At 64.7% G+C, this 25,542-nt stretch carries 22 protein-coding genes; 16 read left to right on the top strand and 6 right to left on the bottom strand.

The genetic code is table 11. The features are described 5' to 3' along the window. Positions 1-77: 77 nt before the first annotated feature. Together BST27_RS07760 and BST27_RS07755 are read left to right on the top strand one after the other, a co-directional pair. Positions 78-749, top strand: coding sequence for a TetR/AcrR family transcriptional regulator (locus tag BST27_RS07760; RefSeq protein WP_079219826.1), 672 nt, complete (start codon positions 78-80; stop codon positions 747-749). Between the two features lie 126 nt (positions 750-875). Beyond that, positions 876-1,700: an alpha/beta fold hydrolase gene (locus BST27_RS07755; protein ID WP_069419944.1), complete on the top strand. Its 825-nt coding sequence runs from the start codon at positions 876-878 to the stop codon at positions 1,698-1,700. Here the strand turns inward: BST27_RS07755 and BST27_RS07750 are convergent. Continuing rightward, a complete protein-coding gene (locus BST27_RS07750) occupies positions 1,690-3,024 on the bottom strand; it encodes an acyltransferase family protein (protein WP_069419945.1) in 1,335 nt (444 codons plus the stop codon). The genes BST27_RS07755 and BST27_RS07750 overlap by 11 nt on opposite strands. A gap of 47 nt (positions 3,025-3,071) precedes the next feature. Between BST27_RS07750 and BST27_RS07745 the strand changes: the two genes are divergently transcribed. Continuing rightward, positions 3,072-4,067, top strand: a complete 996-nt coding sequence (locus BST27_RS07745; RefSeq protein WP_069419946.1) for a dipeptidase — start codon at positions 3,072-3,074, stop codon at positions 4,065-4,067. Here the strand turns inward: BST27_RS07745 and BST27_RS07740 are convergent. From BST27_RS07740 to BST27_RS07730, 3 genes are all read right to left on the bottom strand, one after another. Further along, entirely contained in the window at positions 4,064-4,819 is a 756-nt protein-coding gene (locus tag BST27_RS07740) for an acyl-[acyl-carrier-protein] thioesterase (RefSeq protein ID WP_069419947.1), read from the bottom strand. The genes BST27_RS07745 and BST27_RS07740 overlap by 4 nt on opposite strands. Positions 4,820-4,828: 9 nt before the next feature. After that, on the bottom strand, positions 4,829-6,277 hold the full coding sequence (locus BST27_RS07735; RefSeq protein WP_372515531.1) for an NAD(P)-binding protein: 1,449 nt from the start codon (positions 6,275-6,277) through the stop codon (positions 4,829-4,831). A gap of 104 nt (positions 6,278-6,381) precedes the next feature. Continuing rightward, the gene (locus BST27_RS07730; RefSeq protein WP_069419948.1) at positions 6,382-7,203 is read right to left on the bottom strand and encodes a helix-turn-helix transcriptional regulator; all 822 of its coding nucleotides are present in this window, start codon (positions 7,201-7,203) and stop codon (positions 6,382-6,384) included. Positions 7,204-7,349: 146 nt separating this feature from the next. Between BST27_RS07730 and BST27_RS07725 the strand changes: the two genes are divergently transcribed. The 13 genes from BST27_RS07725 to BST27_RS07665 all read left to right on the top strand — a co-directional run bounded on the left by BST27_RS07725 (position 7,350) and on the right by BST27_RS07665 (position 22,289). Next, a complete protein-coding gene (locus tag BST27_RS07725; RefSeq protein WP_069419992.1) occupies positions 7,350-8,066 on the top strand; it encodes an SDR family oxidoreductase in 717 nt (238 codons plus the stop codon). A 73-nt stretch (positions 8,067-8,139) separates the two neighbouring features. Beyond that, on the top strand, positions 8,140-8,949 hold the full coding sequence (locus tag BST27_RS07720) for an enoyl-CoA hydratase/isomerase family protein (RefSeq protein ID WP_069419993.1): 810 nt from the start codon (positions 8,140-8,142) through the stop codon (positions 8,947-8,949). Then, entirely contained in the window at positions 8,949-9,797 is an 849-nt protein-coding gene (locus tag BST27_RS07715) for an SMP-30/gluconolactonase/LRE family protein (protein ID WP_069419949.1), read from the top strand. The genes BST27_RS07720 and BST27_RS07715 overlap by 1 nt, the downstream gene beginning before the upstream one ends. A 38-nt stretch (positions 9,798-9,835) precedes the next feature. Then, positions 9,836-10,678 (top strand): alpha/beta hydrolase fold domain-containing protein, encoded by an 843-nt coding sequence (locus tag BST27_RS07710; RefSeq protein ID WP_069419950.1) that lies wholly within the window; start codon positions 9,836-9,838, stop codon positions 10,676-10,678. Positions 10,679-11,161: 483 nt separating this feature from the next. Then, on the top strand, positions 11,162-12,835 hold the full coding sequence (locus BST27_RS07705) for a tetratricopeptide repeat protein (RefSeq protein ID WP_069419951.1): 1,674 nt from the start codon (positions 11,162-11,164) through the stop codon (positions 12,833-12,835). 124 nt (positions 12,836-12,959) lie between these two features. After that, complete coding sequence (locus tag BST27_RS07700) at positions 12,960-14,192, top strand: acyl-CoA dehydrogenase family protein (RefSeq protein ID WP_372515530.1); 1,233 nt, start codon at positions 12,960-12,962, stop codon at positions 14,190-14,192. A 19-nt stretch (positions 14,193-14,211) separates the two neighbouring features. Then, the gene (locus BST27_RS07695) at positions 14,212-15,078 is read left to right on the top strand and encodes a hypothetical protein (RefSeq protein WP_069419994.1); all 867 of its coding nucleotides are present in this window, start codon (positions 14,212-14,214) and stop codon (positions 15,076-15,078) included. Between the two features lie 169 nt (positions 15,079-15,247). Next, a complete protein-coding gene (locus BST27_RS07690; protein WP_069419953.1) occupies positions 15,248-16,261 on the top strand; it encodes an Acg family FMN-binding oxidoreductase in 1,014 nt (337 codons plus the stop codon). Between the two features lie 460 nt (positions 16,262-16,721). Further along, entirely contained in the window at positions 16,722-17,324 is a 603-nt protein-coding gene (locus BST27_RS07685; protein ID WP_069419995.1) for an SRPBCC family protein, read from the top strand. 37 nt (positions 17,325-17,361) lie between these two features. Continuing rightward, complete coding sequence (locus BST27_RS07680) at positions 17,362-18,519, top strand: site-2 protease family protein (RefSeq protein WP_069419954.1); 1,158 nt, start codon at positions 17,362-17,364, stop codon at positions 18,517-18,519. 130 nt (positions 18,520-18,649) lie between these two features. Next, positions 18,650-19,525 carry a universal stress protein gene (locus tag BST27_RS07675; RefSeq protein ID WP_069419955.1) on the top strand — a complete coding sequence of 292 codons (876 nt, stop codon included), beginning with the start codon at positions 18,650-18,652 and terminating at the stop codon, positions 19,523-19,525. 180 nt (positions 19,526-19,705) lie between these two features. Beyond that, complete coding sequence (locus BST27_RS07670; RefSeq protein ID WP_197518130.1) at positions 19,706-20,872, top strand: alpha/beta hydrolase family protein; 1,167 nt, start codon at positions 19,706-19,708, stop codon at positions 20,870-20,872. A 10-nt stretch (positions 20,873-20,882) separates the two neighbouring features. Then, a complete protein-coding gene (locus BST27_RS07665; RefSeq protein WP_069419957.1) occupies positions 20,883-22,289 on the top strand; it encodes a wax ester/triacylglycerol synthase family O-acyltransferase in 1,407 nt (468 codons plus the stop codon). A 4-nt stretch (positions 22,290-22,293) separates the two neighbouring features. Here BST27_RS07665 and BST27_RS07660 read toward each other — a convergent pair whose 3' ends face one another. Further along, complete coding sequence (locus BST27_RS07660) at positions 22,294-22,761, bottom strand: hypothetical protein (RefSeq protein ID WP_069419958.1); 468 nt, start codon at positions 22,759-22,761, stop codon at positions 22,294-22,296. Positions 22,762-22,904: 143 nt separating this feature from the next. Further along, positions 22,905-25,490, bottom strand: a complete 2,586-nt coding sequence (gene mgtA / locus BST27_RS07655) for a magnesium-translocating P-type ATPase (protein ID WP_069419996.1) — start codon at positions 25,488-25,490, stop codon at positions 22,905-22,907. Positions 25,491-25,542 lie beyond the last annotated feature (52 nt).

The raw sequence follows: 25,542 nt of genomic DNA, 5'->3' as shown, positions 1-25,542 counted from the left end.
ACGAAATCGTCACATGGCGGGCACGGTCTGGTCAAGGGGTTCTGACGATTTCCTCAGAAGTGATGCATACTTCTACCATGTCGTCGACTGATTCGGTTTCTGAACCTGTCTCTGGCCCTACGCGCCTCGAGCGGCGCAAGCAGCGGACCCGGGCGGCCTTGATCAAGGCCGCGCAGCGGTTGATCGCGGAGGGCAAGACCAACGTGGCGGTACTCGAGATCACTCAGGCCGCCGACGTCGGCATGGGATCGTTCTACAACCATTTCGACAGCAAGGAAGAGCTGTTCGCGGCCGCAGTCGCCGATGTGCTCGACGCGCACGGCGCATTGCTGGATCGGCTCACCGCATCGATCGACGATCCCGCCGAGGTATTCGCCGCCAGCTTCCGGCTCACCGGCCGACTGTTCCGCAACAAGCCGGAAGAGAGCAAGATCCTGTTGGCCAACGGACCGGCGTTGCTGTCCTCGGACTACGGGCTGGCCCCGCGGGGTCTGCGCGACATCAAGGCGGCCGCCGACGCGGGACGCTTCCAGGTCGACGACCCGGAACTCGCTGTGGCAATAGCCGGCGGCGCGTTGCTCGGACTCGGCACCTTACTGCACAAGGACCAGCACCGTGACGGAGTGGCGGCCACCGACACCGTCGCCGAAAACGTGTTGCGCCTGTTCGGACTTGACGCCGACGAGGCTCGCGCCGTATGCCAACGCCCGCTACCGGGCCTGGGTTCGGAAACCGAGGATCAGTCGTAACCGGGTGGCGCAGCGGACCGGGCAATCTGCTCGAACATTTCCCTGGACGCAAGGTCTAGCGCGGTGTAAATCTACGGACACGCCCGGCTAGCGCACCGATAGCTCAAACACCGAAAGGTACCGGCTATGCCCTCAGTTACCACCAGTGACGGCGTCGAGATCTACTACAAGGACTGGGGTTCGGGCCAACCCATCGTGTTCAGTCATGGCTGGCCCCTGTCGTCGGACGACTGGGATCCCCAGATGTTGTTCTTCTTACAGCACGGGTACCGCGTGGTCGCCCACGACCGGCGCGGACACGGCCGTTCGAGTCAGGTCCCCGATGGGCACGACATGGACCACTACGCCGACGACCTGGCCGCGGTGGTGCGACATCTGGATCTGCACGACGCGGTGCACATCGGGCACTCCACCGGGGGCGGCGAGGTGGTGCATTATCTGGCTCGCCACGGCGAAAGCCGCGCCGCCAAAGCAGTTCTCATCAGTGCGGTGCCACCGCTGATGGTCAGGACCGAGGCCAATCCGCTTGGCCTGCCGAAAGAGTTTTTCGACGATCTTCAGGCGCAACTGGCGGCCAACCGCTCCGTGTTCTATCGGTCGCTCCCGGAGGGACCCTTCTACGGGTTCAACCGGCCGGGAGTCGAGTCGTCCGAAGCCATCATCGCCAACTGGTGGCGCCAGGGCATGACGGGTGGTGCCAAGGCGCACTACGACGGAATCGTCGCTTTTTCCCAGACGGATTTCACCGAAGACCTCAAGAAGGTGACGGTGCCGACGCTGGTGCTGCACAGCGAAGACGACCAGATCGTGCCGTACCAGGCCGCCGGACCGCGGTCGGCGGAACTGTTGCCGAACGGAATCCTCAAGACCTACAAGGACTTTCCGCACGGCATGATTACCACGCAGGCCGAGACGATCAACGCCGACATCCTGGAGTTCCTCACCTCGTAACGGCCGCCCGGGCCCTCGCGGGCCGCACCGCCACCAAGAGTATCCCCGCGGCGAACACGACCGCGGTGATCCACGGGAAGCGACCGTCCGGCGCGAAACCCAGAGCGGACACGTAGCCGAGGCCGTAGGCGACCATCAGGGTTCCGGTTACCAGGATGGCTTCGGTCCAGCGATCGCTGAGCGGCACGCCGAACGTCGGAAGCGGGGCCGCGGCGACGCGCCGCAACCACCACAACAGTGCCAGTTCGAGCGCGGCCACGAGGCTGAGGATCACCACCCACTCCAATCGCGCCAGCCACCACTGCGCCGTGCCCTGGGGCGGTTGCGGCAGCAGGCCGCTCGGGTAACCGACGATCGCCACAAGGACGACGGGCAGCATGTGCCACAGGTACAGGGCCATCACATTCTGGTTGGCAACGGAAAGCGCTCGCTGCAGCAGTCGGGGGCGCAGCGCCCGGTTGAGCGCGGGTGCGAGCGTCATCGCCAGCCCGGACTGGGCGCACCCGAACGCCAGCAACGCCATCGATGGGGGCGCCGTGTTGTCCACCGTCTGGCCCGGGACGCCGATCATGCTGATCGGATAGGGACCGGGACCGATCAGCAACGCCAACGCCGCCGCCGACACGGCGGCCAGTACGGCGGACTTGCGAGCGGTAAACGCCCCTTCGTGCCAGGCGATTCCGAGTTGGTGAAACGTCCCCCAGCACAGCACTTGGTTCAGCCATCCGATCCAGGAGATGTGCGTGCCGTGGGAGACAAGGTCGACCGCAACAACTGACAGCGCCAACGCCACGAGCACCATCAGACCCCAACGTCGCTGTGCGGCAACCGCAATGGGCGTCAGGGATACCACGAGGACGTAGACCGAGAGAAACCACAGATGCATGGCGACGGCCCAGCCCGCGTATTCCAGCACGGAACCGGCGACGCCGCTTACCTGCAGGGCCACCACCACGAGCGACACCAGGCCGACATACACCGCGGTCGGACCGAGCACGCGCGCCAGTCGCCGCCGCAGCCACTCCTGGCGAGGAGTGCCACCCTGGTGGTAGTGGTGGTTCCAGGACAGGGCGCCCGCGTATCCGGCCACCAGAAAGAACACCGGGACCGCCTGCAACGGCCATGTCAGCCACTGCGTCCAGGGCTGGTCGACAAGCGGATTCTCTCGACCGAAATATCCGTCTCGATAGGTGACCACGCCGGCCGCCCAGTGGCCCAGCACAATCAGCAGCACGCCCGAGGCGCGGTAGTAATCCACCGCAAGATTGCGGGTGGGGGCCCGGGTGGGGCCGCCGGCGGGGGAAGACGTCGTGGGCTGGTCCATCGACTGCGAGGGTAGCCGCGCGGCGAAAATGGTGCAGGATCGGCATCATGACCCCGTTGCCATCGGAGTTGCTCTGGGACCAGCACGCCTGTCTGCCGTTGCAACTCGGTACCGATGTCGATCCGCTCGCCCGGTTCCGGCGACCGGGAGGCACCTTCGTCTCGGTGAATGCCGGGTACTCGCCGCACAGCTTCAGCGACACGGTGGCTCTGTTGCGGTACTTTCGGTCCGCCGTGGCTGCCCACCCCGACATGGAGTTGGCGGACGGTATCGAGGACGTCGCGTCTATCACCGGGGCCGGCCGCATCGCGGTGGTGTTCGACCTCGAAGACGCCAATCCGATCGAGGACAACCTCGACAACGTGGCCGCGCTCGCCGACCTGGGTGTGCGCACCCTGCTACCCACCTACAACCACGCCAACCGCGCCGGCAGCGGCTGCCTCGACGCCGACGACGGCGGTCTCACGTCGTGGGGCCGGTCGGTCGTCGCCGAACTGAACAGGGTCGGCATCGTGCCCGACGGATCACACTGCAGCGCCCGGACGGGCCTTGACCTATGTGAGATCTCCTCCGGTCCGGTCATTTACAGTCACTCCTGCATGCGGGCGGTGTGGGACCATCCCCGCAACATCACCGACGACCAAGCGCGGGCCTGCGCGGCCACCGGGGGAGTGGTCGGCATTACCGGCGTCGGCATCTTCCTCGGCCCCAACACCCCCACCCTTGACGCGATGATGCGCCACCTCGACTATGCCGTCGACCTCGTCGGCATCGACCACGTCGGCATCAGCTCCGACTTCTCCTTCGACTATGCGGACTTCGTCGACGAACTAACGCGAAACCCGCAGCTTTTCGACGAGAGCTACACGCGCTGGGGCCCGATTCAGTGGATGCCGCCGGAAACCCTGCTCACGATCGGCGAGTACCTCGGTGCGCGCGGCTGGACCGACGACAATATCCGTGCCGTCGCCGGTGGCAACTTCTATCGGGTGGCCCAGCAGGCGTGGCGGGGCCCTGGCGACCGGAAAAGCGAGCGCAATTAGAGCTTGCGCACCAAAGCCGCCGTGCGCACGTCGTCGTCGACAACGAAGTGGATGCGCACGGCGTCGCCGGCTCGTTCGGAGTGGATGGTCACGGTTTCGCCGTGCTTGATGGGGCTGCGGTACTCCAGCACCGCGCGGTATGGCGGGCGTTCGAGTTCGGTTAACTGGCCGAGTATTTCGTGCACGCCGTGCCAGTAGATGGTGTTGTTGACATGCTCCATGGGGTCGATATCGGTGCGGCGCAAGGGAAATGATGTCACCGTGCCGTTCTGGACCGGCTCGGTGAGCCAGGGACGCCACTTGAGCCGGTGGTTGTCGGTGGTGCTGCCGAATCGCGCGATGCAGTCATCGGTGAGGCGGGACGGAGTCAGGGTGTCTTTGTTGACGCACAACCAGAAGCCCTCGGTTTCGATCCGTCCGCCGTCGGAACCCTGGAGTTGCACGCGCATGTTGCACCATCGAGTCGACAGTGCGGCACACCAGCGGCGGAACGTTATGTCGCTGGGCAACTCGATCGGCCTGATCACGTCTATCACCGTGCGCAGCACAATCCAGTGCGGGTGGATCTCCGCGAGTCCCGCGTCGGCGAGGTGCTCAGCGCCCGCCTCCTGGATGTAGCGTGCGACGCCATCGAGGCGCAGTCTCATGTGCTCGTCGATGTCCGATGTGGCTACCCGCCAACCCGTTTGGAAGATGTATCCGGTGTCGGGCAACTCGGCAAGCGGCGCGTCTAACTCTGGAACGTGGGGCATGGTGTCTCGCTATTGGCTTGCTGCCGAGGCGGTTTCGCTGCGCAGCGCTTCCAGTTGCTCGATCGCGGTGTTGAGACCCTTCTGGAACATCGACACCACGCGTTGGCGAACCCGGGGCTTGTCCGCCAGCGGCGGAAGTAGGTCTGCGAGCAAGTTCAATCGGGCCGAGCTGAGCCAGTCGAACAGTTCCTCGTCGTCGAGCCAGCGCGAAAAATTGCTCAGGTCGGAATGCGTCAGCCGCATCCAGTCCAGATCGGAGTCCGGGTGCGGAATGGGTGTGCAGAGTTCGTTTTTCACCGCATCGTCGTCGTAGGCGAACTCGACGTGCGCGGTGAATGCGGCGCTGAACACCTGTTGGCAGCCGCGCACCGCTTGCAGGGTGATGTGGTCGCCCTCGAAAACCGGCTTGGCCGGTTTCTGTGGCGCCCCGTCGGCGGTGCAGTCGATGAAGAGGGCCGAGGGAGACGAAGGCACCGAGCCGTAGTCGAGCAGGATTTCGTTGGGTTCGACGGACTTGACGTGGCCCATTCTGACGATGTCGCGGATGCGGCGCAGCTGCTCGAGTTCGGGATGCGACACGGTAGCGCACCTATACATGCGTGGGCGAACGGAAGGGTCGATGCGGAGCAGCGTCCCAGCGGCTTCCAGCTGATCGAACAGGTCGTCGGTAGAGGTCGCCTTGCCGATCGTCTCGAGGGTGGCGCTGTAACCCTTCCGGAACCGCTTGATGAATTTCGGTCCGGGCTGCAGTGTTGCCCGGTCGATCAGCCACGAGTCCCGGGGCATGATCCAGGTAAGCTTGTCCGGATCGATATCGTGCCGCAGCAGCCACAGGCAGACGTCCATGCCGGTCTTGCCGGCGCCGACGATCACGTAGCGGTCGCGGGCCGGGAATTTGGGCAGGTCGTTTGGGGCGACACAGTCGATCCCGGCGGCGACGGCGAAAGGTGCGGGCCGCATGGATGGCACCACGGCCCGCAGATACGTCGCGTCGACGATCCGCTTGTTGACGGTGACGTCATACTCGGTGCCGGCGAGGGTGCGCAGGCGCCGGTCGCCCAGATACTCGCTCATCGGGAAGTACTGGACCCGACCGGTGGGCAGAAACTGTTGTTGCATGACGGCGTCGAAATACGCGCAGATTTCCCCGACGGGGGCCAATTCGTTCAAGCCCTTGTTCCAGCCAACCTGGTCAATAGTGTTGTTGCCCAGGGGTCTTGAATTGACGCCGTAGTACGCGGACGGCTGGTGCAGGCGCACAAAGGGGTATGCGGTGGTCCAGTGTCCACCCGGTTGACCCGCGCGGTCGACAACGACTACGCGCGCGTCAGATTCGGTGATGAGCGTGTCGATAAATGCCATTCCCATCGCGCCGGCACCTACCACCAGGTAGTCGGTCTCGATAGCGTTGGTCTGCACTTGCGCCACGATAGTGCCCGGCCTCGTTTGACAAAGCACTGGAGGTCCGGCAGTTTTTCCGGCCGATGTCCACTACACCCCGGAAATGGGTGCGCAAGTACTCGGCATCCGTACGCTTACGAATCACCGTTCGGGCGGCCGCGCTACGGGTCGGCGGTGACCGACAGCGAGCCGAGCAGCCGCAGCGCGTGTGCACTGGCCGAATCGGGAGCGGCGTGGTAGACCACCAGCTCCTGGCCGGGGCTGGATCGCACGTCGAAGGTCTGCATCGACAACGTCAGCTCACCCACGTCGCGGTGGTAGAAACGCTTGGACTCCAACGACTTTCCCCGCGGGTCGTGCCGTTGCCAGAGTCGCCTGAACTCGTCGCTGGAGGCCAGCAGATCGGTGAGCACCTGCTGGATCCTGGGATGGTGGGGCGCCCGGCCGTGGTTGAGCCGGAACCCGGCGACCGAATTTGCCGCCACCCGTTCCCAATCCAGGTAGAACCGCCTGGCTTCCGGATCGGTGAACACGACCTGCATCAGGTTGCGGGAATGGCTCCAGTTGTGGAACAGGGCATCCGCGATCCCGTTGGAGGCCAGCACGTCGTAGGCGATGTTGTAGACGATGGCTGGGTTGTCCGGCCAGGCCGCCATCAGGTCCAGCAGCGCGCCGTCCACCCGGTCCTCGACGGCCACCCGGTCGCGCGGGATGTGGCCGGACAGCCGGTACAGATGGCTGCGGGCGTCCTCGCCCATGCGTAGCGCGACCGCCAGCGCCTCGACCACCTGCGCCGACGGGCTGCGCTCACGGCCCTGCTCCAGCCGGGTGTAGTAGTCGACGCTGAGCCCGGCCAGCATCGCCACCTCCTCCCGGCGCAGCCCGGCCACCCTGCGGTGGCCGCTGCTGGGCAGGCCCACCTCTTCGGGGCTCACCGCGGCCCGCCTGGCCCGCAGGTAGGCGCCGAGCTCGTCGTCGGACATGGTGTCGATGCTAGCGACCCGCACGACCCCGAGCCTGGGTGCAGCGCACCCAGGAACGCTTCGTCCTGCCTGATCCGCCGGCACTGCGCCACGGTGGATGGAGCGCAGTAACCACCCGAAACACCTGGCGAATCAGGGAGATAACCATGACCACACCCAAAGTCGCGTTCGTCACCGGAGCCAGCAGCGGCATCGGCCGCGCCATCACGACCCGGCTGGCCGCCGACGGCCTGACCGTGGTCGCCGCAGCGCGGCGCACCAAACTGCTCGACGAGCTGGCCGCCGGCACCGACACCATCGAGGCGCAGGAGCTCGACGTCACCGACCGCGACGCGGTCCGGCGCGCCGTCGACGACGCGGTCGCCCGGCACGGCCGCCTCGACGTGTTCGTCGCCAACGCCGGGGTGATGCCGCTGTCGCGGCTGGACTCCGACCTCGTCGACGAATGGAACACCATGATCGACGTCAACATCCGCGGTCTGCTGCACGGGATCTCGGCCAGCTTGCCGCATTTCCGCACGCAGGGCTCGGGCCACTTCATCACGACGGCGTCCGTCGGCTCGCATTCGGTCACCCCGACGGCGGCGGTGTACTGCGGCACCAAGTACGCCGCCTGGGCGATCACCGAGGGCCTGCGCCGGGAGTCCCCGCCCGAGATCCGCGTGACCACGATCTCGCCCGGGGTGGTGGAAAGCGAACTGGCGAACACCATCAGCGATCCGCACGCCAAGGGGTTCATGAAGGAATACCGCAAGTACGCACTGGACCCGGCCGCGATCGCCGCCGCGGTCTCCTACGCGGTCGGCCAGCCTGCCGACGTCGACGTCAACGAGATGGTGATCCGGCCGGTGCGCCAGCGTTGATCCCGCTCCATGCCGGCGAGAGTGCGCAGCCGATGTTCACAGTTCGGTATGTTTGCCACGATGGATGAGCACCATGGCTGATCTCACCGCCGCGGTCGCCGACGGCGTTGCGCTGTTGACCCTGAACCGGCCCGAGCGGCGCAACGCCTACACCGCGGAAATGGGTGCGCTGCTCAATCAGGTGTATCGGCGGTGTGACGAGGACGATGAGGTACGCGTCATCGTCCTCACCGGCGCGGGGGACGCGTTCTGCGTCGGAGCCGATTTCTCGGCGGAGAACAGCCCGTTCGACACTCCGGACAGCGAATTCACAGCAGCCCCAACCGATCCGGCCGCGTTCGAGCTACGCAAGCCGGTCATCGCCGCGGTTAACGGCCACGCCGTCGGCATTGGCTTGACCATCGCGCTACAGGCTGACATCCGGATCATGGCTCACGACGCCAAATACGCTGTGGCGCAGGTGCGCAGGGGAGTGATAGCGGACTGCATGTCGCATTGGACGTTGCCGCACCTGGTAGGTGGATCCGTTGCGGCGGACTTGCTCCTGACCGGGCGGACGTTCGACGGCGCCGAGGCAGCCGCGATGGGCGTCGCCACTCGAACCCTGCCCGGGCACCGGGTGCTCGAGCATGCGATGACGGTGGCGCGCGACATTGCCGTCAATGTCGCACCGATGTCGGCTGCGTTGAGCAAGCGACTGCTGTGGGACACCATGATCAAGGGCTACTCGGCGCGCCAGGTCGCCGATCTGGAGACGAAACTGCATCATCGGGTGATGGGGGCTGCGGATGCCCGCGAAGGCGTCGACGCCTTCCTGCAACGGCGCGTCCCGCGCTGGAGCGGATCGGTGTCCAAAGACTGGAAACCATTGCCGGAGGTGTAATGCAGATCGACGTGGTCGCCAATGAACTTGGCTTCACCGAAGGGCCCGTGTGGTTGGCAGACGGACGAATTGCACTCACCTCGATCAGCCACGGTTGCCTCTATGTCGTCGACCCGACGGGAGGCGGACCGATCGAGCGAATCGTCACCGGTGGCGGCCCCAACGGTCTGGTGCTGGGTTCCGACGGCGCCCTGTACGTCGCCCAGAACGGGGGAGTCTTCAACGCGAGCGGCCCGGCGCAGCCTGGGGTCCAGGTCGTAGTCGACGGGAAGGTCGACTACCTAGTCACGGGCATGGGCGCGCCCAACGACTTGGTGTTCGGCCCGGACGGTCGGCTCTGGGTCACCGATCCTCGCGACGAAGCGGTCCTCACCGCACCCGACGATTGGCCGGGTCACCTCTGGGCCTGTTCGCTGGACGGCGCCGAACCCGAACAGATCGTCGACAACGGGCCACCGTTCATCAACGGCCTGGGCTTTACCGACGACGGGCAGTCGCTGCTGGTCACGGCGACGGTGTCGTCGGGTTTGCTGGCCTATGAGGTGGGCCCGCCGGATTCGCCGAACTGGTCGCAGCCGCGGTTGCTGCACACCTTCGACAACGGGTGGCCCGACGGTATGGTGGTCAGCCCGTCCGGCCTCACATGGGCCGCGCTGACGGGCGGCGACCGCATTGACGCCGTCGACGCCGAGGGCAATCGCCAAGCCGTGATCGAATTGCCGGCCGGGTCGCTGCCCACCAACGTCTGCATCGGCGGCGCGGACCTCGATGAGCTGTACGTCACCGCTGCGGGGAGTCAGTCGCTGCTGCGGGTGCTCTTCGGCGACGACGATACGGGCCTTCGGTGACCAGCTGGGCCAGTCGCGCCCTACCCGTCCTCCTTCGCATGACGGGTCGGACGCGCGCCTACGCCAGTGCCGACAGCGCGCGCGCTCACATCGCCGGGCGAGAGCTGCGTCCACAACCGTACGGGCCGCCCACCCGATTGCATCCGGACGTCGCGGTGGAGGTCCGACGCCGGTTCGGGTGGCCGATCTACACCGTCACACCTGCGTCCGGCTTACCCTGCGGCACGGTTGTCTACCTACACGGTGGTGGCTGGGTCAACGAAATCAGTACGCAGCATTGGCAATTGGTCATTCAGGCAGCACACGAGGCGCACGTGAAGGTGATTGTGCCGATTTACCCGCTGGTGCCGTTCGCCACGGCGGCGGAGGTGATGCCGACGGTGGTGCAATTGGTGGCAGAGGTGGTGGCGTCCGGTGACCGGGTGTACCTGGTCGGGGACTCCGCCGGCGGCCAGATGGCGTTGTCGGCCGCCCTGCTGCTGCGCGACGAGCACGACGTCGTCATACCGCGGACGGTGTTGATCTCCCCGGTCCTTGACCTGTCACTGTCCAACCCGGACATTGCCGCCGTCGACGATCCTTGGCTGGGGCGCGACGGCCTGTTGGTCTTCGCTGACCGCTGGCGCGGCGACCTTTCGCTCGGCGATCCGCGGGTGGACCCGCTGGCGGCGGACTTGCGTGGTCTCGGTGCGCTCACGGTGTTCAGCGGGACCCGTGACATCCTCAATCCGGACGCCCGACTCTTGGTCCAAAAGGCCGGTGCTGCAGGCGTAGCCGTCGATTACCACGAGAAACCCGGGCTGCTGCATGTATATCCGCTGAGTTCGACGCCGGAAGGCCGTGCGGCACGGCGGATTATCGTCGAGCGCTTACGTGGCTAGTTTGAGGCTTGGCTCGGGCGCCGGTGGGCGCAGGTGGGCACTGGTGGGTGCCGGTGGGTGAGATTGCGGCCATGGTTGTGGTGGGCGCTCATGGCGCAGCCGTTGCGGCAATCTCGTTGGGCGCCGGTGGGCACTGGTGGGCGCCGGTGGGCACTGGTGGGCGCAGGTGGGTGAGAATGCGGCCATGGTTGTGGTGGGCGCTCACGGCGGAGCCGTTGCGGCAATCTCGTTGGGCGCCGGTGGGCGCAGGTGGGCACTGGTGGGCGCAGGTGGGTGAGATTGCGGCCATGGTTGTGGTCGGCGCTCATGGCGCAGCCGTTGCGGCAATCTCGGTAGGCACTGGTGGGCGCCGGTGGGTGAGATTGCGGCCATGGTTGTGGTCGGCGCCCATGGCACAGCCGTTGCGGCAATCTCGGTGCGGCAATCTCGGTGGGTGGGCAACCGCGCTACAGCCTCCGCCGGCCCCGTGAGTAAGGTGCCATCATGGCTGCCGACGAGCAGTATTACGACCTCGGCTCCTTCCACCGGCGCGTCGAAACCGCTGTGCCGCAAGCACAGGTGTGGTTCGACCGAGGGCTGGTGTGGGCTTACGCGTTCAACCATGAAGAGGCGATCCGCTGCTTCGAGCGGGCGCTGGAACTCGACCCGGATCTGGCCATCGCGCGATGGGGGATCGCCTACGCGATCGGGCCCAATTACAACAAAGCGTGGGAGGCGTTCGACCCGACCGACCTGAGCTCATCTCTGGCCCGCGCGCGCCGGGAACTACAACTCGCGACGCAGGGACGCGCCAGTGCGGTCGAACGGGATCTCGTCGTCGCGCTGCAGGCTCGCTTTCACACCGCCGACCCCGGCGACGCGGAAGCCTTGGCAGCCGGCCAGAGCGCCTACGCCGAGGCAATGACCAAACTCGCCGCGACCTACCCCGACGACATCGATGTACAGGCGCTCGCGGCCGACGCGCTGGTCAACCTCACGGCGTGGGCACTGTGGGACACCGCAACGGGCACACCCGCTGCGGGCTCACGGGTGCTCGAGGCCAAGCGGATTCTCGAAGACTCGCTGGCCACCCCAGCGGGCCGCGAACACCCGGGTGTCCTGCATCTGTATCTGCACACCATGGAGATGTCGCCGACTCCGCAGGACGCCCTGCCGGCGGCGGACTTGCTGCGCGACCTGGTACCCGACGCGGGGCACCTGCGCCACATGCCGAGTCACATCGACATCCTCTGCGGTGACTACCACAGCTCGGTGGTAGCGAACTTCGCTGCGGTGCATGCAGATCGACGCTTCGTCGAGCGTCAGGGCCCGCTGAACTTCTATTCCCTCTACCGCGCCCACGATCTGCACTTCATCGTGTATTCGGCGATGTTCCAAGGACAGTCACGGATAGCCCTGGAGGCCGCCGACGAACTGGCGGGCCAGCTGACGCCCGAACTGCTGTCGATCGAATCTCCGCCGATGGCCGACTGGCTCGAGGCGTTTGTGCCGCTACACATCCACGTGCTGGTGCGGTTTGGGCGGTGGGAGGAACTGATCGCCCAGCCGCTGCCGCAGGATGCCGACCTCTATTGCACCACCACGGCGACCATCCACTATGGACGCGGCGTGGCGCTGGCGGCCACCGGCCGGCTAGCCGAGGCGAACGACGAACGCGCCGCGTTCACCGACGCATACGAGCGGATACCGGAGTCCCGGTATCTGTTCAACAACACCAGCCGAGACATCCTCGCCGTCGCCGGGGCCATGCTCGACGGCGAAATCGCATACCGGGAAGGGCAATTCGACGCGGCCTTCAACCACCTGCGGCGTGCGGTCGAACTCGACGACTCACTACCGTACGACGAGCCGTGGGGTTGGATGCAGCCCACCCGGCACGCCTGCGGCGCGTTGCTGCTCGAACAGGGTCACGTCGAAGAGGCGGCCGCCGTCTACGCCGCCGACCTCGGTCTGGATCCCACCCTGGCCCGGCCGTGTCAGCACCCCGGCAATGTGTGGAGCCTGCACGGGTACCACGAATGCCTGCAGCGACTCGGCCGCACCGCCGAAGCGACGATCATCGGCCAACAGCTTGCATTGGCCGCCGCGCGCGCCGACGTTCCGATCAGAGCGTCCTGCGCCTGCCGACTCGACGTCATGCCGTGCTGTGACGACTAACCCGCTTGACGCCAACGTAGGTGGAGGTCGTGCCGTGACGCCGAACCGGCGTGTCGCGCCGCCGGATTCACACTCGCCGCCGGGCGTCCGATCCGGCGCTGTACAGTCGCTTAGCATGGAGGCCGTGGCTGAGTCCGTCCAGCAGTTTCGGGACCGGGCCCGATCCTGGCTGGCCGCGAACATGCCGCGGCTGGATCCCAACAGTCCGACCGCCCTCGAGCGCGACGGGGAAGCGTCCTGGCGGCGCGCCCGCGAGCTGCAACGGCTCCTGTACGACGGGGGATTCGCCGGCATCTGCTTTCCGCGCGAGTACGGCGGCCTCGGACTGAGCTACGAGTACAAGAAGGCGTTCGACGCCGAGGCGGTGGACTACGAGACGCCGTTCATCCTCAACGTCCCGTCCTTCGCCATCTGCTGCGCAACGATCCTGGACATGGGCAGCGAGCAGCAGAAGCGCACCCACATCCACGCGGCGCTGCGCGGCGACGAGATTCTCGTGCAACTGCTGTCCGAACCCAGCGGTGGATCGGACCTCGCCGGCGTCATCACCCGCGCCGAGCGCCGCGACGGGCGGTGGATCATCAACGGCGCGAAGACGTGGAGCAGTGGAGCATTCGCCGCCGACTATGGGCTGTGCCTGGCCCGAACCGATTGGGACGCACCCAAACACGAGGGACTGACGATGTTCCTGGTGCCGATGAACCACCCCGGCATCACGACGAATCGCATCCGTCAAGTCACCGGATCCGCGGAGTTCTGCGAAGAGTTCCTCGACGACGTGGACGTCGGTGACGACGCCGTTGTCGGCGAACCGGAAAAGGGCTGGGACGTCGCGTCCCGCCAGCTCTACCACGAACGTCGCACCATGGGCGACGGCTCGGAGTACGCGATCGGACCGGGTATCACTGAGTCTCAAGATGTTTCGCTCGATCTGGTAGCGCTGGTGCGTTCGGCGCGGCAGGAGGGCAACGAACGGGTCCGCGAAATGGTCGGCCGAGCGCTGGTTCACCGCGCGGTGCAAGCACAACTCAGCGACCACGTGTACCGCGCCGTTGTCGCAGGATCTTTGCCCCCTACCGGGGGATCGATCATCCGGCTGCACATGGCAGAAGCGCACAACATCGAAACCGATACGGCCGCAGCCGTCGCCGGACCGGCGGCCGTCGTCGCGGATGACGCAGCGCTCCTCGACGTCGGCACCCGCTACATCGGCCGGCAGATCGCCAACATCGGCGGCGGCACTACCGAGATGGCGCGCAACGTCATTGGCGAGCGGGTGCTGAATTTTCCACGCGAGTACGCCGCGGACCGCGGCGTGCCGTTCAACCAGGTACGACGCAACGCGTCGCGCTCATAGTCGCAGAAAGGTGGCCAACATGAGCGAGCGACTACGGGACATCCGCGAGTTGGCTAACGACTCCGACGCCTACCGCGACGAGCTGTACCGGCGATGGACCGGCCTGCTCAGCTACCGCTACATCGGGCGCAAGCACTCGGCGATGAACATCGGCGAGCAAGACGACACCGTCGCCATCCGCCGCGACATGCGCAACGAGGCCGGCGGAATCATGGTGGCGCCGTTGGCCATTTCGTCGCCCGAGGGGTGTCAGACCGACATGGTGGCGGTGCCCAACCCGGTGATCGCCTCCGTGCAGATCGTTGACCCCGGCTACGACGTGACCCGGATCGAGATCGTGGGTTCCGGGATCGTGCACCAAGGCCGGACCATGGGCTACGGGCGGTGCACGATCGTCGATGCCGACAACCCGGACCGGGTGATCGCCTTCAACGAAGGCCAGGGCGCCGTCATCGGCATCCCGCCGGAAGGCCTTGGCAAGATGGATGTTTCGGGAACCGAGTTGGTCATCGAAGACTCCCCGGACCTGCCACCGTTGTGGGCGGCGTTCGGGGCGAGCAAGCGCGACGACGGACATTGGGTGCTGCCGCCGTTGAGCGTCGAACTCGCCTCGCCGGATGCGGCGCTGCACATCGGGCCGCAGCACGTCGTCCTCGAGACGGCGGCGACGGATCTGGCGGCCGATCTTGTGGGCACCCGCAAGGTGCAGGTGGTCAGCTGGCATGTCATGTTCATGGCGCGAGGCAAGGTGGGCCCGTTCCGGGTGGAGGGCACGGCGCACGCCGGCCGGTCCGGGCGGGTGGGCGTGCGCATGCTGCTGCACGACGAGGGCAACGCGGACAAACCCGTCACCTCTGCCGCAGCGATCTTCGACGTCGTCGGCTGAGCTCCGCTCAGCAAGCTGGCGTTAAGCAACTCAACGACCCGGAAATGGTCCAAAGTCCCCTCCATTAGGGACGGCATGCCCTCGTTGCGGCGCCCTGTTCACGCGATCGTTGATGACAGGGCTTCGAACGGGCACTTCGAACGGACACTTCGAACGGGAAAAGGATGTCATGAACGCACATTTCCCAGATGCGGGGACAAACCAGACCGCATTGACGCTTGCGTCTCGTGCGCCCTCCGTGCACAACACGCAGCCGTGGCGGTGGCGGGTCGGTCAGTCCAGCTTGCACCTGTATGCCGACGCCAGCCTGCAGCTTCCTCACACTGACCCCGATGGCCGCGATCTGATGTTGAGCTGCGGTGCGGCACTGCACCACTGCGTGGTGGCGTTGGCGGCCCTCGGATGGCAGGCGAAGGTCACGCGTCTGCCGAACCCAGCTGAGCCCGCCCACCTGGCGGCAATCCAGGTGAGTCGGCACGTACCCGATCAGCTCGACATCACGCTCGCCGCTGCGATCCCGCGGCGGCGAACCGACCGGCGACTCTACAGCTTCTGGCAGGTCCCGGTGGCTGACATCGCATTGATGGCCGCGCGAGCCGCCCGGAGCGGAGTCGTGCTGCATCGTGTCGAGTCGATGAGCTCCTTGAGTGCCATTGTGTCGCAATCGGTGTCGGAGCATGCGGCAGACCCTGATTACTTCACCGAACTCGCCACCTGGACTGGGCGGCATGCCTCCACGGTTGGGGTGCCGGCCCGAAACATCCCCGTGCCGGATCCGACGGCGATGGTGCCCAGTCGGCAATTCGCCGGCGCCGCGTTACCGATGCCCCCCGACACCTCATCGATCGACGACAATGCCGTGATTCTGGCGCTGGGCACCAACGACGACGACCGACTGTCGCAGCTGCGGGCGGGGGAGGCGACGAGCATCGTGCTACTTACCGCGACGGCGATGGGCTTGGCCAGCTGTCCGGTAACCGAGCCACTCGAGATCGCTGAGACCCGTGAAGCCGTTCGCACTGAGGTCTTTGGTGGTAGCAGCTACCCACAGATGCTGCTGCGGATTGGTTGGGCCCCTATCAATGCGGATCCGTTGCCGGCGACACCGCGGCGTCCCCTCGCCGAGATCGTCGAGTGGCTAACCGATAGCGACCCCATACCGAGCACCGAGGGCCAGCAATAAACGGATTCCTCCGCAGCAGTGATGCCTTCATCTGGTCGATCGAGAGCGATCCCTGTTTGCTTTCGACGATTGTTGTGCTCGTGCTGTTTGACCGGCCGCCGGACTGGCAGGAGTTGACCAAGCGATTTGAGCTGCTCAGTCGGCAGTGCCGGCGTTTAGGCAACGGGTGGTCCCCTCATCCGGGTTGGCCCCGCCGCGCTGGGAATTCGACAACGAGTTCGACCTTGTCTTCCACCTGCGCAGAGTCGAGGCCCCCGACTTCGATCGGGCTCGTCCACTCTGGGAGTGCACCCTGATCGAGGGCTCCAGGACGTCGATGTCTTCCACGATTGCCTGGTCGCCGGCTTCGACGAGGTGTTGGCGCTCGCACTTTGAGTGGTGTGCGCCGGAGCACTTTGTCGGATTCGCCGAGGACCAAGGACCCTCGTCGAAAACGCAATTTCCCGACCAGACTGGTGGTATGACCACGATCAGGCGCGTCGCGAAAGCTACCGCTTTGCTCGCCGCGTTGTATTGCTCTCGACGCTACTACCGAAATTGGGGCGCGACCAAAGCGGAATCCCAAATGAGCCTGGTCGGTGACGCGTTGGTGCGGGACCCGGCAATCCAAACGACCGAGGCGGTTTACGTGGATGCGCCGGTAGCTGCGGTCTTGCTCCAGGTTTTGCGGACGGGCCAACTCGCCAGTGGCTTTTGCCGGCCGGATGATGTGGTGGACATTGCGGTAGGAGACCCACTGCACGTGGGATTCCCGGGCCCGGTGGGACGACACCACACCCTACGTTTCACCGTTGTCGAGATCGTGCCGGACAGCCATATCGTCCTCAGCCTGGCCGAACCCGGTCTGGCGGGGAATGTGGTGGTGTCATTCCACCTTCAGTCCCACTGGGAGGACCGCACTCGACTTCTCATGCGCGTCAGAGTCGCCCTGCGGCACCCCGGCGAGGTGTTTGCCGTGGAACTGATCAGACCGCTGATGGCATTGGGCATCAGGGGATTTCTGCTCAGCGTCAAACGCCGGGCGGAACGAACCAAGTCGTCGAGCGCCCGCCCCGCAGCGTAATACGTTTGTGTACCAGTGGATTTCGAAGGGAACAAGAATGCGTGAAACCATCCCGCTAGGACTGATCGCGGGGTTCCGGGTCAAAGTCCACTGGAGCGTGATCGTCATCCTGTGGCTGTTTACCTGGAGCCTTGCAACCGAATTGCCCAGTGTCGCCACGGGTTACGTGCGCCCCGCCTACTGGCTGGCCGGCGTATGCGGGGCGCTGGTGCTGTTGGCGTCGCTGCTGGCACACGAGCTTGCGCATGCAATTGCCGCGCGCCGAGCGGGTTTGAATGTGAAAGGGGTGACGTTATGGATCGTCGGTGGGGTGACGGCGATCGAGGATGAGGCGAAGACGCCAGATGCGGCGTTCCGGATCGCCATCGCGGGGCCGGCCACCAGCCTGGCGTTGTCTGCGGCGTTTGCCGCCGGCGCGATCACGCTCGACGCCATGTGGGCCCCCGTTATCGTCGTCAGCGTCGCGTGGTGGCTCGCCGCGGTCAACCTGCTGTTGGGAGTGTTCAACCTACTGCCGGGGGCGCCGCTGGACGGCGGTCGGGTGGTGCAGGCCCGTTTGTGGCGCCGCCACGGCGACAAGGTGCGTGCCACTATCGCGGCGGCGCATTCCGGTCGAGTGGTGGCCATTGTCCTGATCACTTTGGGTCTGGCGGAGTTTCTCCTGGGCGGCATCATTGGTGGCGTTTGGCTGGCGTTTATCGGTTGGTTCATCTTGATGGCGGCACGCGAGGAGGAAGAGGACGCCAAGACGCAGCAGATGTTCACCGGCATGTGCGTCGCCGACGCAATGACCCCGCAACCGCGTACGGCTCCCGGCTGGATCGGTGTCGATGATTTCATTCAGCGCTACCTGCTCGGGGATCGGCACTCGGCGTATCCAGTCGCTGACCGTGATGGATCGATCACCGGATTGGTGACGCTGCGCCAGCTTCGAGACGTTTTGCCGGACAGGCGTGCGATGACCACCGTCAGCGAGATCGCGGTGCCGTTGGGCGACGTACCCACCGCGACTCCTGGCGAGCCGCTCAACGTGCTGCTGCAGCGAATGACACCGGTCGGTGCGCGGAGCCGTGCCCTGGTTGTCGATGACGAGGGCAGGGTGGTCGGCATCGTCACATCGGCTGATCTCGCCCGGCTGATCGAGATATACCGGCTAGCCAGGCCGGGGCAGGTCGACCACCACGCGCACAGCTAGGGCATCGGAGACCCTTGGGGAGTGAAATGGATGCCAATGAATGCGCTCTGGTCTCGGAGCCGATCGTGGGGGAAGCTCGACGCGATAGCGTTTCTCGGCCGCAGCTAAGGCGCATCCGAAGGAGAGGCAAATGTCTACAAACGTGACGCGTTATGGCATCGTCGTCGGCGTCGACGGATCGGCCGCATCGAACGCCGCCGTCAGCTGGGCCGCACGAGACGCGGCGCTGCGCAAATTGCACCTGACATTGGTCCACACCTTCAAGCCATTCGTGCCCACGTACCCGCAAATCCCTCTCCCGGACGGGGTTTCATTCTGGCAGGAACAAGACGGCCAGCAGGTTCTCGAGCAGGCGGTGAAGATCGCCCGAGAGGCGGTGGGGGACGGAACCATTGCGATAGCAAGCGAAGTGAAGGAGTTGCCGCCGGTACCCACCCTCGTCGAGATGTCCAGCGATGCGGACCTCGTCGTCGTCGGGTCCACAGGTCGTGGTGCGGTGGGCCGTGTGTTATTGGGGTCGGTCAGTGATGGCGTGGTGCGTAGCGCCAAGTGTCCGGTCGCGGTCATCCACGAAGAGGCTTCCTACCTGCCGCGCTCCAATCAAGCTCCGGTGTTGGTCGGCATCGACTGTTCACCGGCGTCCGACCTGGCTCTCGCCGTGGCACTCGAAGAAGCGTCGCGGCGTGGTGTCGGGCTCAAGGTCGTGCATGCATGGAGCGACGTCGCGGTTTATCAGCGCCCGTGGTTGGAATGGGCAGACGAAGCGGAACGGAACCTCGCTGAATACATCGCGGGCTGGCAGGAGCGCTATCCCGATGTCAGCGTGAAACGCATTGTTGTTCTTGACCATCCAGGCCGAGCGGTTATTGAAGAGTCTGAATCCGCTCAGCTCGTCGTGGTGGGTAGTCACGGCCGGGGTGGCATGGCCCGTGCACTGCTGGGTTCGGTCAGCAACGCCGTCTTGCACTCGGTCGTCACTCCCGTCATAGTGGCACGGCCCGCATAGCCTTAACGGGCCCGCATAGGGTCGAGGACTTTCGGGTGACTTGCACGGGTCTTAGGTCCCTAACCTGTGGCGCGACAAGCTTGTTAGTTTGCAACCATGGCCAGACCCAGCAATGAGGATCACCGGACATCGGGGCCGTCGAACGACTACATATCGGCTACGACCGGCGTAGTCGGGGCTATGGCGCCCTTCATGCACACCGGCCAGTATTTGTTGCAGTCGTGGCGCGAGTACCTTGGCCAAGCGCCGGATGAGCTTCCGATCGCACGTCCGACGGTCGCCATAGCGGCACAAGCCTTTCGCGATGAAATCGCCCTGATGGGCCTCAAAGTGCGGAGGCCGATCAGCCATCCTGAAGTGTTCGAGCGCATCACTGAGGAAGTGATCGCAGCGCTTGATTTCTTCGGCGACAGTGGACTATTGAGCCATCCCGAGCTGTTCTTCGCTGCGCCTCCACCGCTTTCAGAGGTCACGGTTCACAAAGTGAAGGGACGCAGACCCTCGTTTTATCGCATCAGCTTCGACAGTGAATACCTGCCACATCCGCAAGAGCCCGGTGCGCAACGGTGGCAGTCCTACACCGCCAACAACCGTGAATACGCGCTGTTACTGCGTCATGCGGAACCGCGGCCCTGGTTGGTGTGCGTGCACGGTACTGAAATGGGCCGCGCCGCAATTGATCTTGCCCTGTTTCGGGCCTGGAAGTTGCATGAGGAGCTCGGTCTCAATGTCGTCATACCGGTCCTGCCGATGCACGGACCCCGGGCGCACGGATTGCCGAAGGGGGCCGTGTTTCCCGGCGAAGACGTCTTAGACAACGTGCACGCGACAGCCCAGGCCGTCTGGGATATCCGTCGGCTGTTGTCCTGGATCCGTTCACAGGAGCCGGCCGCACGGATTGGGTTGAACAGTCTTTCGCTGGGCGGCTATATCGCGGCGCTGGTCGCCAGCCTCGAAGACGGACTTTCCTGCGCCATTCTCGGTGTGCCCGTGGCCGATCTCGTCGACGTTCTGGCCCGACACTCCGGCCTTCGCCACGACGACCCTCGGCTGCACACGATGCAGTTGGCCGCACCTATCGGACAGATGGTGTCACCTCTGTCGTTGACCCCGCTGGTGTCCATGTCGGGCCGGTTTATCTATGCCGGCATCGCTGACCGCCTCGTGCATCCCCGGGAGCAGGTCAACCGTCTCTGGAAGCACTGGGGCAAGCCCGAAATCGTCTGGTATCCAGGCGGTCACACCGGATTCTTCCGCTCTCAACCGGTGCAGCGCTTCGTCTGGGATGCATTGCAGCAGTCAGGACTTCTGGATGGTCCACCGACTCGATGTGCCCGCCCTGCCTAGTTGAGACGAGATGGACCCGCTCGATCCGCTCGATGCCGCGATGATGACCGCGGAAGTGATCGCCAACCCCATGCACGTCGGCGCTGTGCTGATCTTGTCGCCGCCACCCGATGCCGGATCGGACTATGCCGACGAACTGTATGCCGCGGCGAACAAGTGCGATTCGGTTGACCCGCGACTGCGCAGATATCCGCATTGCGGTCTTGATACCGGCGGCATTTGGGTCTGGCGAGAAGTGGATACCGTTGACTTGAGCCGACATTGCCAGCGACGCACCATCTCTTCAGAGCGCGCCGAGTTCTGGCCGTTGATCGGCGAGCTGGATGCCGAGCGCCTTGACCGGTCGCGTCCAATGTGGATGTCGTATCTGATCGACGGTCTCGACGATGGTCGCTTCGCCTTCTACCTCAAGGTGCATCACACCCTTGCCGACGGTGTCGCAGGATTCCGGATGATCGCCGATGCGCTGAGCGACGACCCACAAGTCCGATCGATGACGCCCTTCTATGCCGACCGCGGCGGCGAATCGGCGGTACCGACAGCGCCGGGGGGATTGGTGCATCGCTTGGTGGGGCCGATACGTTCGGCAGTCGAAAAGGCGGCGTCGGGTATCGAGTTGGCCGAGCACGTCATCACGGGCGAACTGAACATTGTCATCGACAGCCTGGTCGGGCACCGTACCGTGTTGCCGTTCGGAGCGCCTCGTACGAGGTTCAACGATCGTCTGGGGCCTCAGCGCGCCGTCTGTGCGGCTAGCTGGGCCAAGAGCCGAATTCGGGCCGTCCAGGACGCGGCCAACGTGACCGCCAACGATGTGGCAACCGCGGTGGTATCCGGCGTCCTGCGTCGATGGCTGAATGAACGTGGGGAACTGCCCACGCAGTCACTGGTGGCGAGCTGCCCGATTACCGTGCGTAGCCGTGCCGGCAATCCAGCCAACGAGCAACACGGCAACATGTTCGGTCTTTGGATGTGTCCGCTGGGCACGCACCTGGACGACCCGGCGGTGCGTCTGCGGCTGATCCACCGGTCGATGCTGGAGGGGAAACAGTGGGTAGCCAAACGTGGCTCCACCGCATCGCTGCTGACCAACGCCGGAAGCATCGCCGCGACGGTGATCTCGCCCCTGCTGCCTTTCACGCCGAATGTCCGTACCGGATATAACCTGCCGATCTCGCACGTGCCGGGTCCCCGCGCCGAAATGTATTGGAACGGCTCGCTTGTCGAGGAGATCTACCCGGTGTCGACGGTCTTTGACGGCCAATCGCTCAACGTGACGACGTGCTCATACGCCGATCGGATTGGATTTGGGTATGTCGCGGGCGCCGAGGTGATACCTGATATTGATTCACTCATCCCATTGACCGAGGCGTGCCTGACCGAACTGGAGTCGGCGGTCGGTGCACGACCTTGTTGACTCCCTAAGCCGCGCGGGGGATATCAGGTGCCGAATGTGTCGGCTGTTCAACCTGCCGGCTTGGGGTGGGCATCCATCCGACGAAGGTCAGGTACACCCCGAGCAATGCGATAACGACAAAGCCTGCGCGCCACCAGTCGAACGCGCCGGCTACGGAATCCGCGAAGGACATATAGCCGTATGGCACTGTCATCAGAAAGACCCCTTTGAGAACTGTCAGCCACCCGAGCGTTGACACGATGACCGCCGGAGCGCCCCGCCAATATGGGTGCAGAGCGACAACTATCAACCCACTTAGCAGCACGAACGCGCCGGTAACCCATGGCCACGCCGAGTTTGCGCGGAAATCGGTCATCAGCGTTCGCATTGCTGACGCGCGTGAAATCGCCACCACGGTGATAATCGTGACGTAGGGGCCGAGTACGCGGGCAAACCTGCGCGTAGTGAGTGTGGTCTGCTGTGACGAACTCATGATTCACCTCGATCTTGCGTCACTCATGGGATTTTCCATCCCATCGAGATGATTCGACCACTTTGGCGGGTGCCCTCGGTAGAGTCGAAGGTCCTCATTCGCCCAGCACGCACGTTCGCTACCGGACGCAATAGCGTTGCAGTCTAACGTGTTAGGGCGGGCAGTGGGCCTCGATCGCTGAACCGCGCCGCCCGCCGATGAATTCGATATGTGCGCCCACGGATGCGGTACGGTTGAGTGGCCGGACGGCTCGGTTCGCGGTAGAACCAAGACTTGATGATTTCGACGAGCCCAAGGTAGCCAGCGGTGAGGCCGACAAGTGCGGCAAAGAACTGCCAGGGCAGGGATACGAACCCAAGACTGTGGGCCAGCGGCGAAATCGTCAGCGTCACTCCCAGTGCGACGATTGACACTGTCGACACCGTTAGAAGCAACCCAGGTCGGCTGCGGAGGAAGGGCACCCGCCGTGTCCGGATGGCGAAAATGATCAGTGTCTGTGTGGCAAGGGATTCCACGAACCAGCCGGTGTGGAACTCGCCGGCACCGGCGTGCAAGACGACCAACATGAGGCCGAAGGTCAGGAAGTCAAACAGCGAACTGATCGGTCCGAACGTCAACATGAATCGACGGATGAACCCAATGTTCCAGTGTGCCGGCGCCTGCAGCTGGTCGTTGTCCACGCGGTCGGTGGGTATCGCAAGCTGCGAGGTGTCGTAGAGCAAATTGTTGAGCAGTATCTGACTGGGCAACATCGGCAGAAAGGGAAGTACTGCCGAGGCGGCCGCGGCGCTGAACATATTGCCGAAATTGCTTGAAGTGCCCATCAAAACGTACTTGATGGTGTTGGCGAAGATGCGTCGGCCTTCGGCGACACCCTGGGCCAGTACCCCGAGATCCTTCTGCAGCAACACCACATCGGCCGCGTCCTTTGCGATGTCCGTTGCGGTGTCGACGGAAATACCGACATCGGCCGCATGAAGGGCCAGCGCATCGTTGACTCCGTCGCCGAGGAATCCAACGGAGCGTCGGGAGTGCCGGAGTGCGGTGATGAGGCGCGCCTTTTGCTCGGGCGAGATGCGCGCGAAAATACTGTGAGTGGTTGCGGCGGAGCGGAGTTCGTCATCGCTCATCGTTTCGAGTTCGGCGCCGTCGATGGCGCCCTTGTTAACCAATCCGATATCAGTGCAAACCTTCTCGGCTACTCGAGGATTGTCTCCGGTGGCCACTTTGACCTCGATGCCCAACGCGGCGAGTCGGGCTAGGGAATCCCGCACATCTGACTTCGGGTTGTCCGCGAAGACGAGGAAACCCGCAAGTTCCAGATCTCGCTCGTCCTCGGCGCAAAGGGTGGTCTGTCCGGGGGCGGGTTTGCTCGCCACCGCGACGACTCGACGACCGTCAGCGAACAGCGCGGCCAACGTCTGGCGGGCAACGTCGGGAATCTCGTTGCAGTGCGCCATTACCTGCTCGGGCGCCCCCTTGACCACAACGAGCCTGCCCTCTGCCGACTCGATGATGGCCGAGGTGGCCCGTCGGCTGTGATCGAAGGGAAGAAAAGCCAGACGCGCAACTCCCGAGACGGCAGGGCGGCCACGCCACAGTGCGGCGTCGAGGTCGTTCGCGCTTACGCCGCCCGTCGACGGGTCGAGGTCGGTGGCCAGCAATCCATACCGCAGCACCAGGGGTGCGTGTTGTCCGTCGGGGGCGACGGCGTCAACCAACTCGATCCGCCCGTCGGTCAACGTGCCCGTCTTATCGGTCAAAAGGACGTCTATGTCGCCCAGATCCTCGATGCAGACCAGGCGCTTCACCAGTACCTTGAGCCGGGCCAACCGGTGTGCACCCGAGGCCAGGCTGGTGCTGACGATTGCGGGAAGCAATTGCGGTGTGATACCGACGGCGATGGCCAGGCCGAAGAGGGCCGAATCAATGAACGGTCGGCGCAGTACCAGATTGGTGCAGACGATGACCACGGTGAGCGCTAGCGCAACCTTGAGCAGGAGATAGGAGAACCGCCGCAGTCCGCGCTGGAAGTCTGTTTCGGGGTGTCGTTCGCCCAATCCGATCGCGATGCGACCGAACTCGGCAGTTGCTCCGGTCGCGTAAATCACCCCGGTGGCTTCGCCGGCGCTGACGATAGTGCCCATGAACGCCAGATTGTTTGCGTCGCTGATTGTTCTGGCCTGAGGGGTTGGTTCCGACACTTTCTGCGTTGCGGTCGCTTCGCCCGTGAGGATGGCTTCATCGCACTCCAACCCATTCACGGTGATCAACCGGGTATCGGCCGGCACTACTTCGCCCAGTATCAATCGGATGACATCGCCTGGGACCAAGGCAGTGACATCCATGCGGATGGACTTGCCGTCGCGGAGGACCACCGCCGTATGGCGAACACGGTCATGCAGAGCAGCCGAAGCCCGCTCGGCACGGTATTCGTTAAAAAACGAAAGGCCGATGCTGACTGACAAGATCACACCGATGATGACGGCTTGTGTGCTGTCGCCCAGCAGGTAGGACAAAGCCGCAGTTAGCGCCAGTAGCACGAGCACCGCGTTGTTGAGTTGGCGTCCCAGCAGGGCGAGGGCACTCACTCGGTGAGTGCGAACGGAATTCGGACCGAACGTGCCCAACCTGGCCTTGGCTTCGGCCACGGACAACCCCTCCGCCGAGGTATCCAACCAGCTCATTACCTGGGCGACCGTTGCGTCGGCAATTCGAGATCGGGACAGGTCCGCGCGATCCGCAGAGACGCCCGCATGGTCGGAGCTATATTTTCCCGTC

The organism is Mycobacterium intermedium, assembly GCF_002086275.1.
Lineage (GTDB): Bacteria > Actinomycetota > Actinomycetes > Mycobacteriales > Mycobacteriaceae > Mycobacterium > Mycobacterium intermedium.
The sequence above is the reverse complement of the archived record's forward strand: the minus strand, read 5'-3'. Positions and strand labels throughout refer to the sequence as shown.

Coding starts and splice junctions, on each gene's coding strand:
- BST27_RS07760 (WP_079219826.1), top strand. CDS start 78: ATGTCGTCGACTGATTCGGTTTCTGAACCTGTCTCTGGCCCTACGCGC.
- BST27_RS07755 (WP_069419944.1), top strand. CDS start 876: ATGCCCTCAGTTACCACCAGTGACGGCGTCGAGATCTACTACAAGGAC.
- BST27_RS07750 (WP_069419945.1), bottom strand. CDS start 3,024: ATGGACCAGCCCACGACGTCTTCCCCCGCCGGCGGCCCCACCCGGGCC.
- BST27_RS07745 (WP_069419946.1), top strand. CDS start 3,072: ATGACCCCGTTGCCATCGGAGTTGCTCTGGGACCAGCACGCCTGTCTG.
- BST27_RS07740 (WP_069419947.1), bottom strand. CDS start 4,819: ATGCCCCACGTTCCAGAGTTAGACGCGCCGCTTGCCGAGTTGCCCGAC.
- BST27_RS07730 (WP_069419948.1), bottom strand. CDS start 7,203: ATGTCCGACGACGAGCTCGGCGCCTACCTGCGGGCCAGGCGGGCCGCG.
- BST27_RS07725 (WP_069419992.1), top strand. CDS start 7,350: ATGACCACACCCAAAGTCGCGTTCGTCACCGGAGCCAGCAGCGGCATC.
- BST27_RS07720 (WP_069419993.1), top strand. CDS start 8,140: ATGGCTGATCTCACCGCCGCGGTCGCCGACGGCGTTGCGCTGTTGACC.
- BST27_RS07715 (WP_069419949.1), top strand. CDS start 8,949: ATGCAGATCGACGTGGTCGCCAATGAACTTGGCTTCACCGAAGGGCCC.
- BST27_RS07710 (WP_069419950.1), top strand. CDS start 9,836: ATGACGGGTCGGACGCGCGCCTACGCCAGTGCCGACAGCGCGCGCGCT.
- BST27_RS07705 (WP_069419951.1), top strand. CDS start 11,162: ATGGCTGCCGACGAGCAGTATTACGACCTCGGCTCCTTCCACCGGCGC.
- BST27_RS07695 (WP_069419994.1), top strand. CDS start 14,212: ATGAGCGAGCGACTACGGGACATCCGCGAGTTGGCTAACGACTCCGAC.
- BST27_RS07690 (WP_069419953.1), top strand. CDS start 15,248: ATGAACGCACATTTCCCAGATGCGGGGACAAACCAGACCGCATTGACG.
- BST27_RS07685 (WP_069419995.1), top strand. CDS start 16,722: ATGACCACGATCAGGCGCGTCGCGAAAGCTACCGCTTTGCTCGCCGCG.
- BST27_RS07680 (WP_069419954.1), top strand. CDS start 17,362: ATGCGTGAAACCATCCCGCTAGGACTGATCGCGGGGTTCCGGGTCAAA.
- BST27_RS07675 (WP_069419955.1), top strand. CDS start 18,650: ATGTCTACAAACGTGACGCGTTATGGCATCGTCGTCGGCGTCGACGGA.
- BST27_RS07670 (WP_197518130.1), top strand. CDS start 19,706: ATGGCGCCCTTCATGCACACCGGCCAGTATTTGTTGCAGTCGTGGCGC.
- BST27_RS07665 (WP_069419957.1), top strand. CDS start 20,883: ATGGACCCGCTCGATCCGCTCGATGCCGCGATGATGACCGCGGAAGTG.
- BST27_RS07660 (WP_069419958.1), bottom strand. CDS start 22,761: ATGAGTTCGTCACAGCAGACCACACTCACTACGCGCAGGTTTGCCCGC.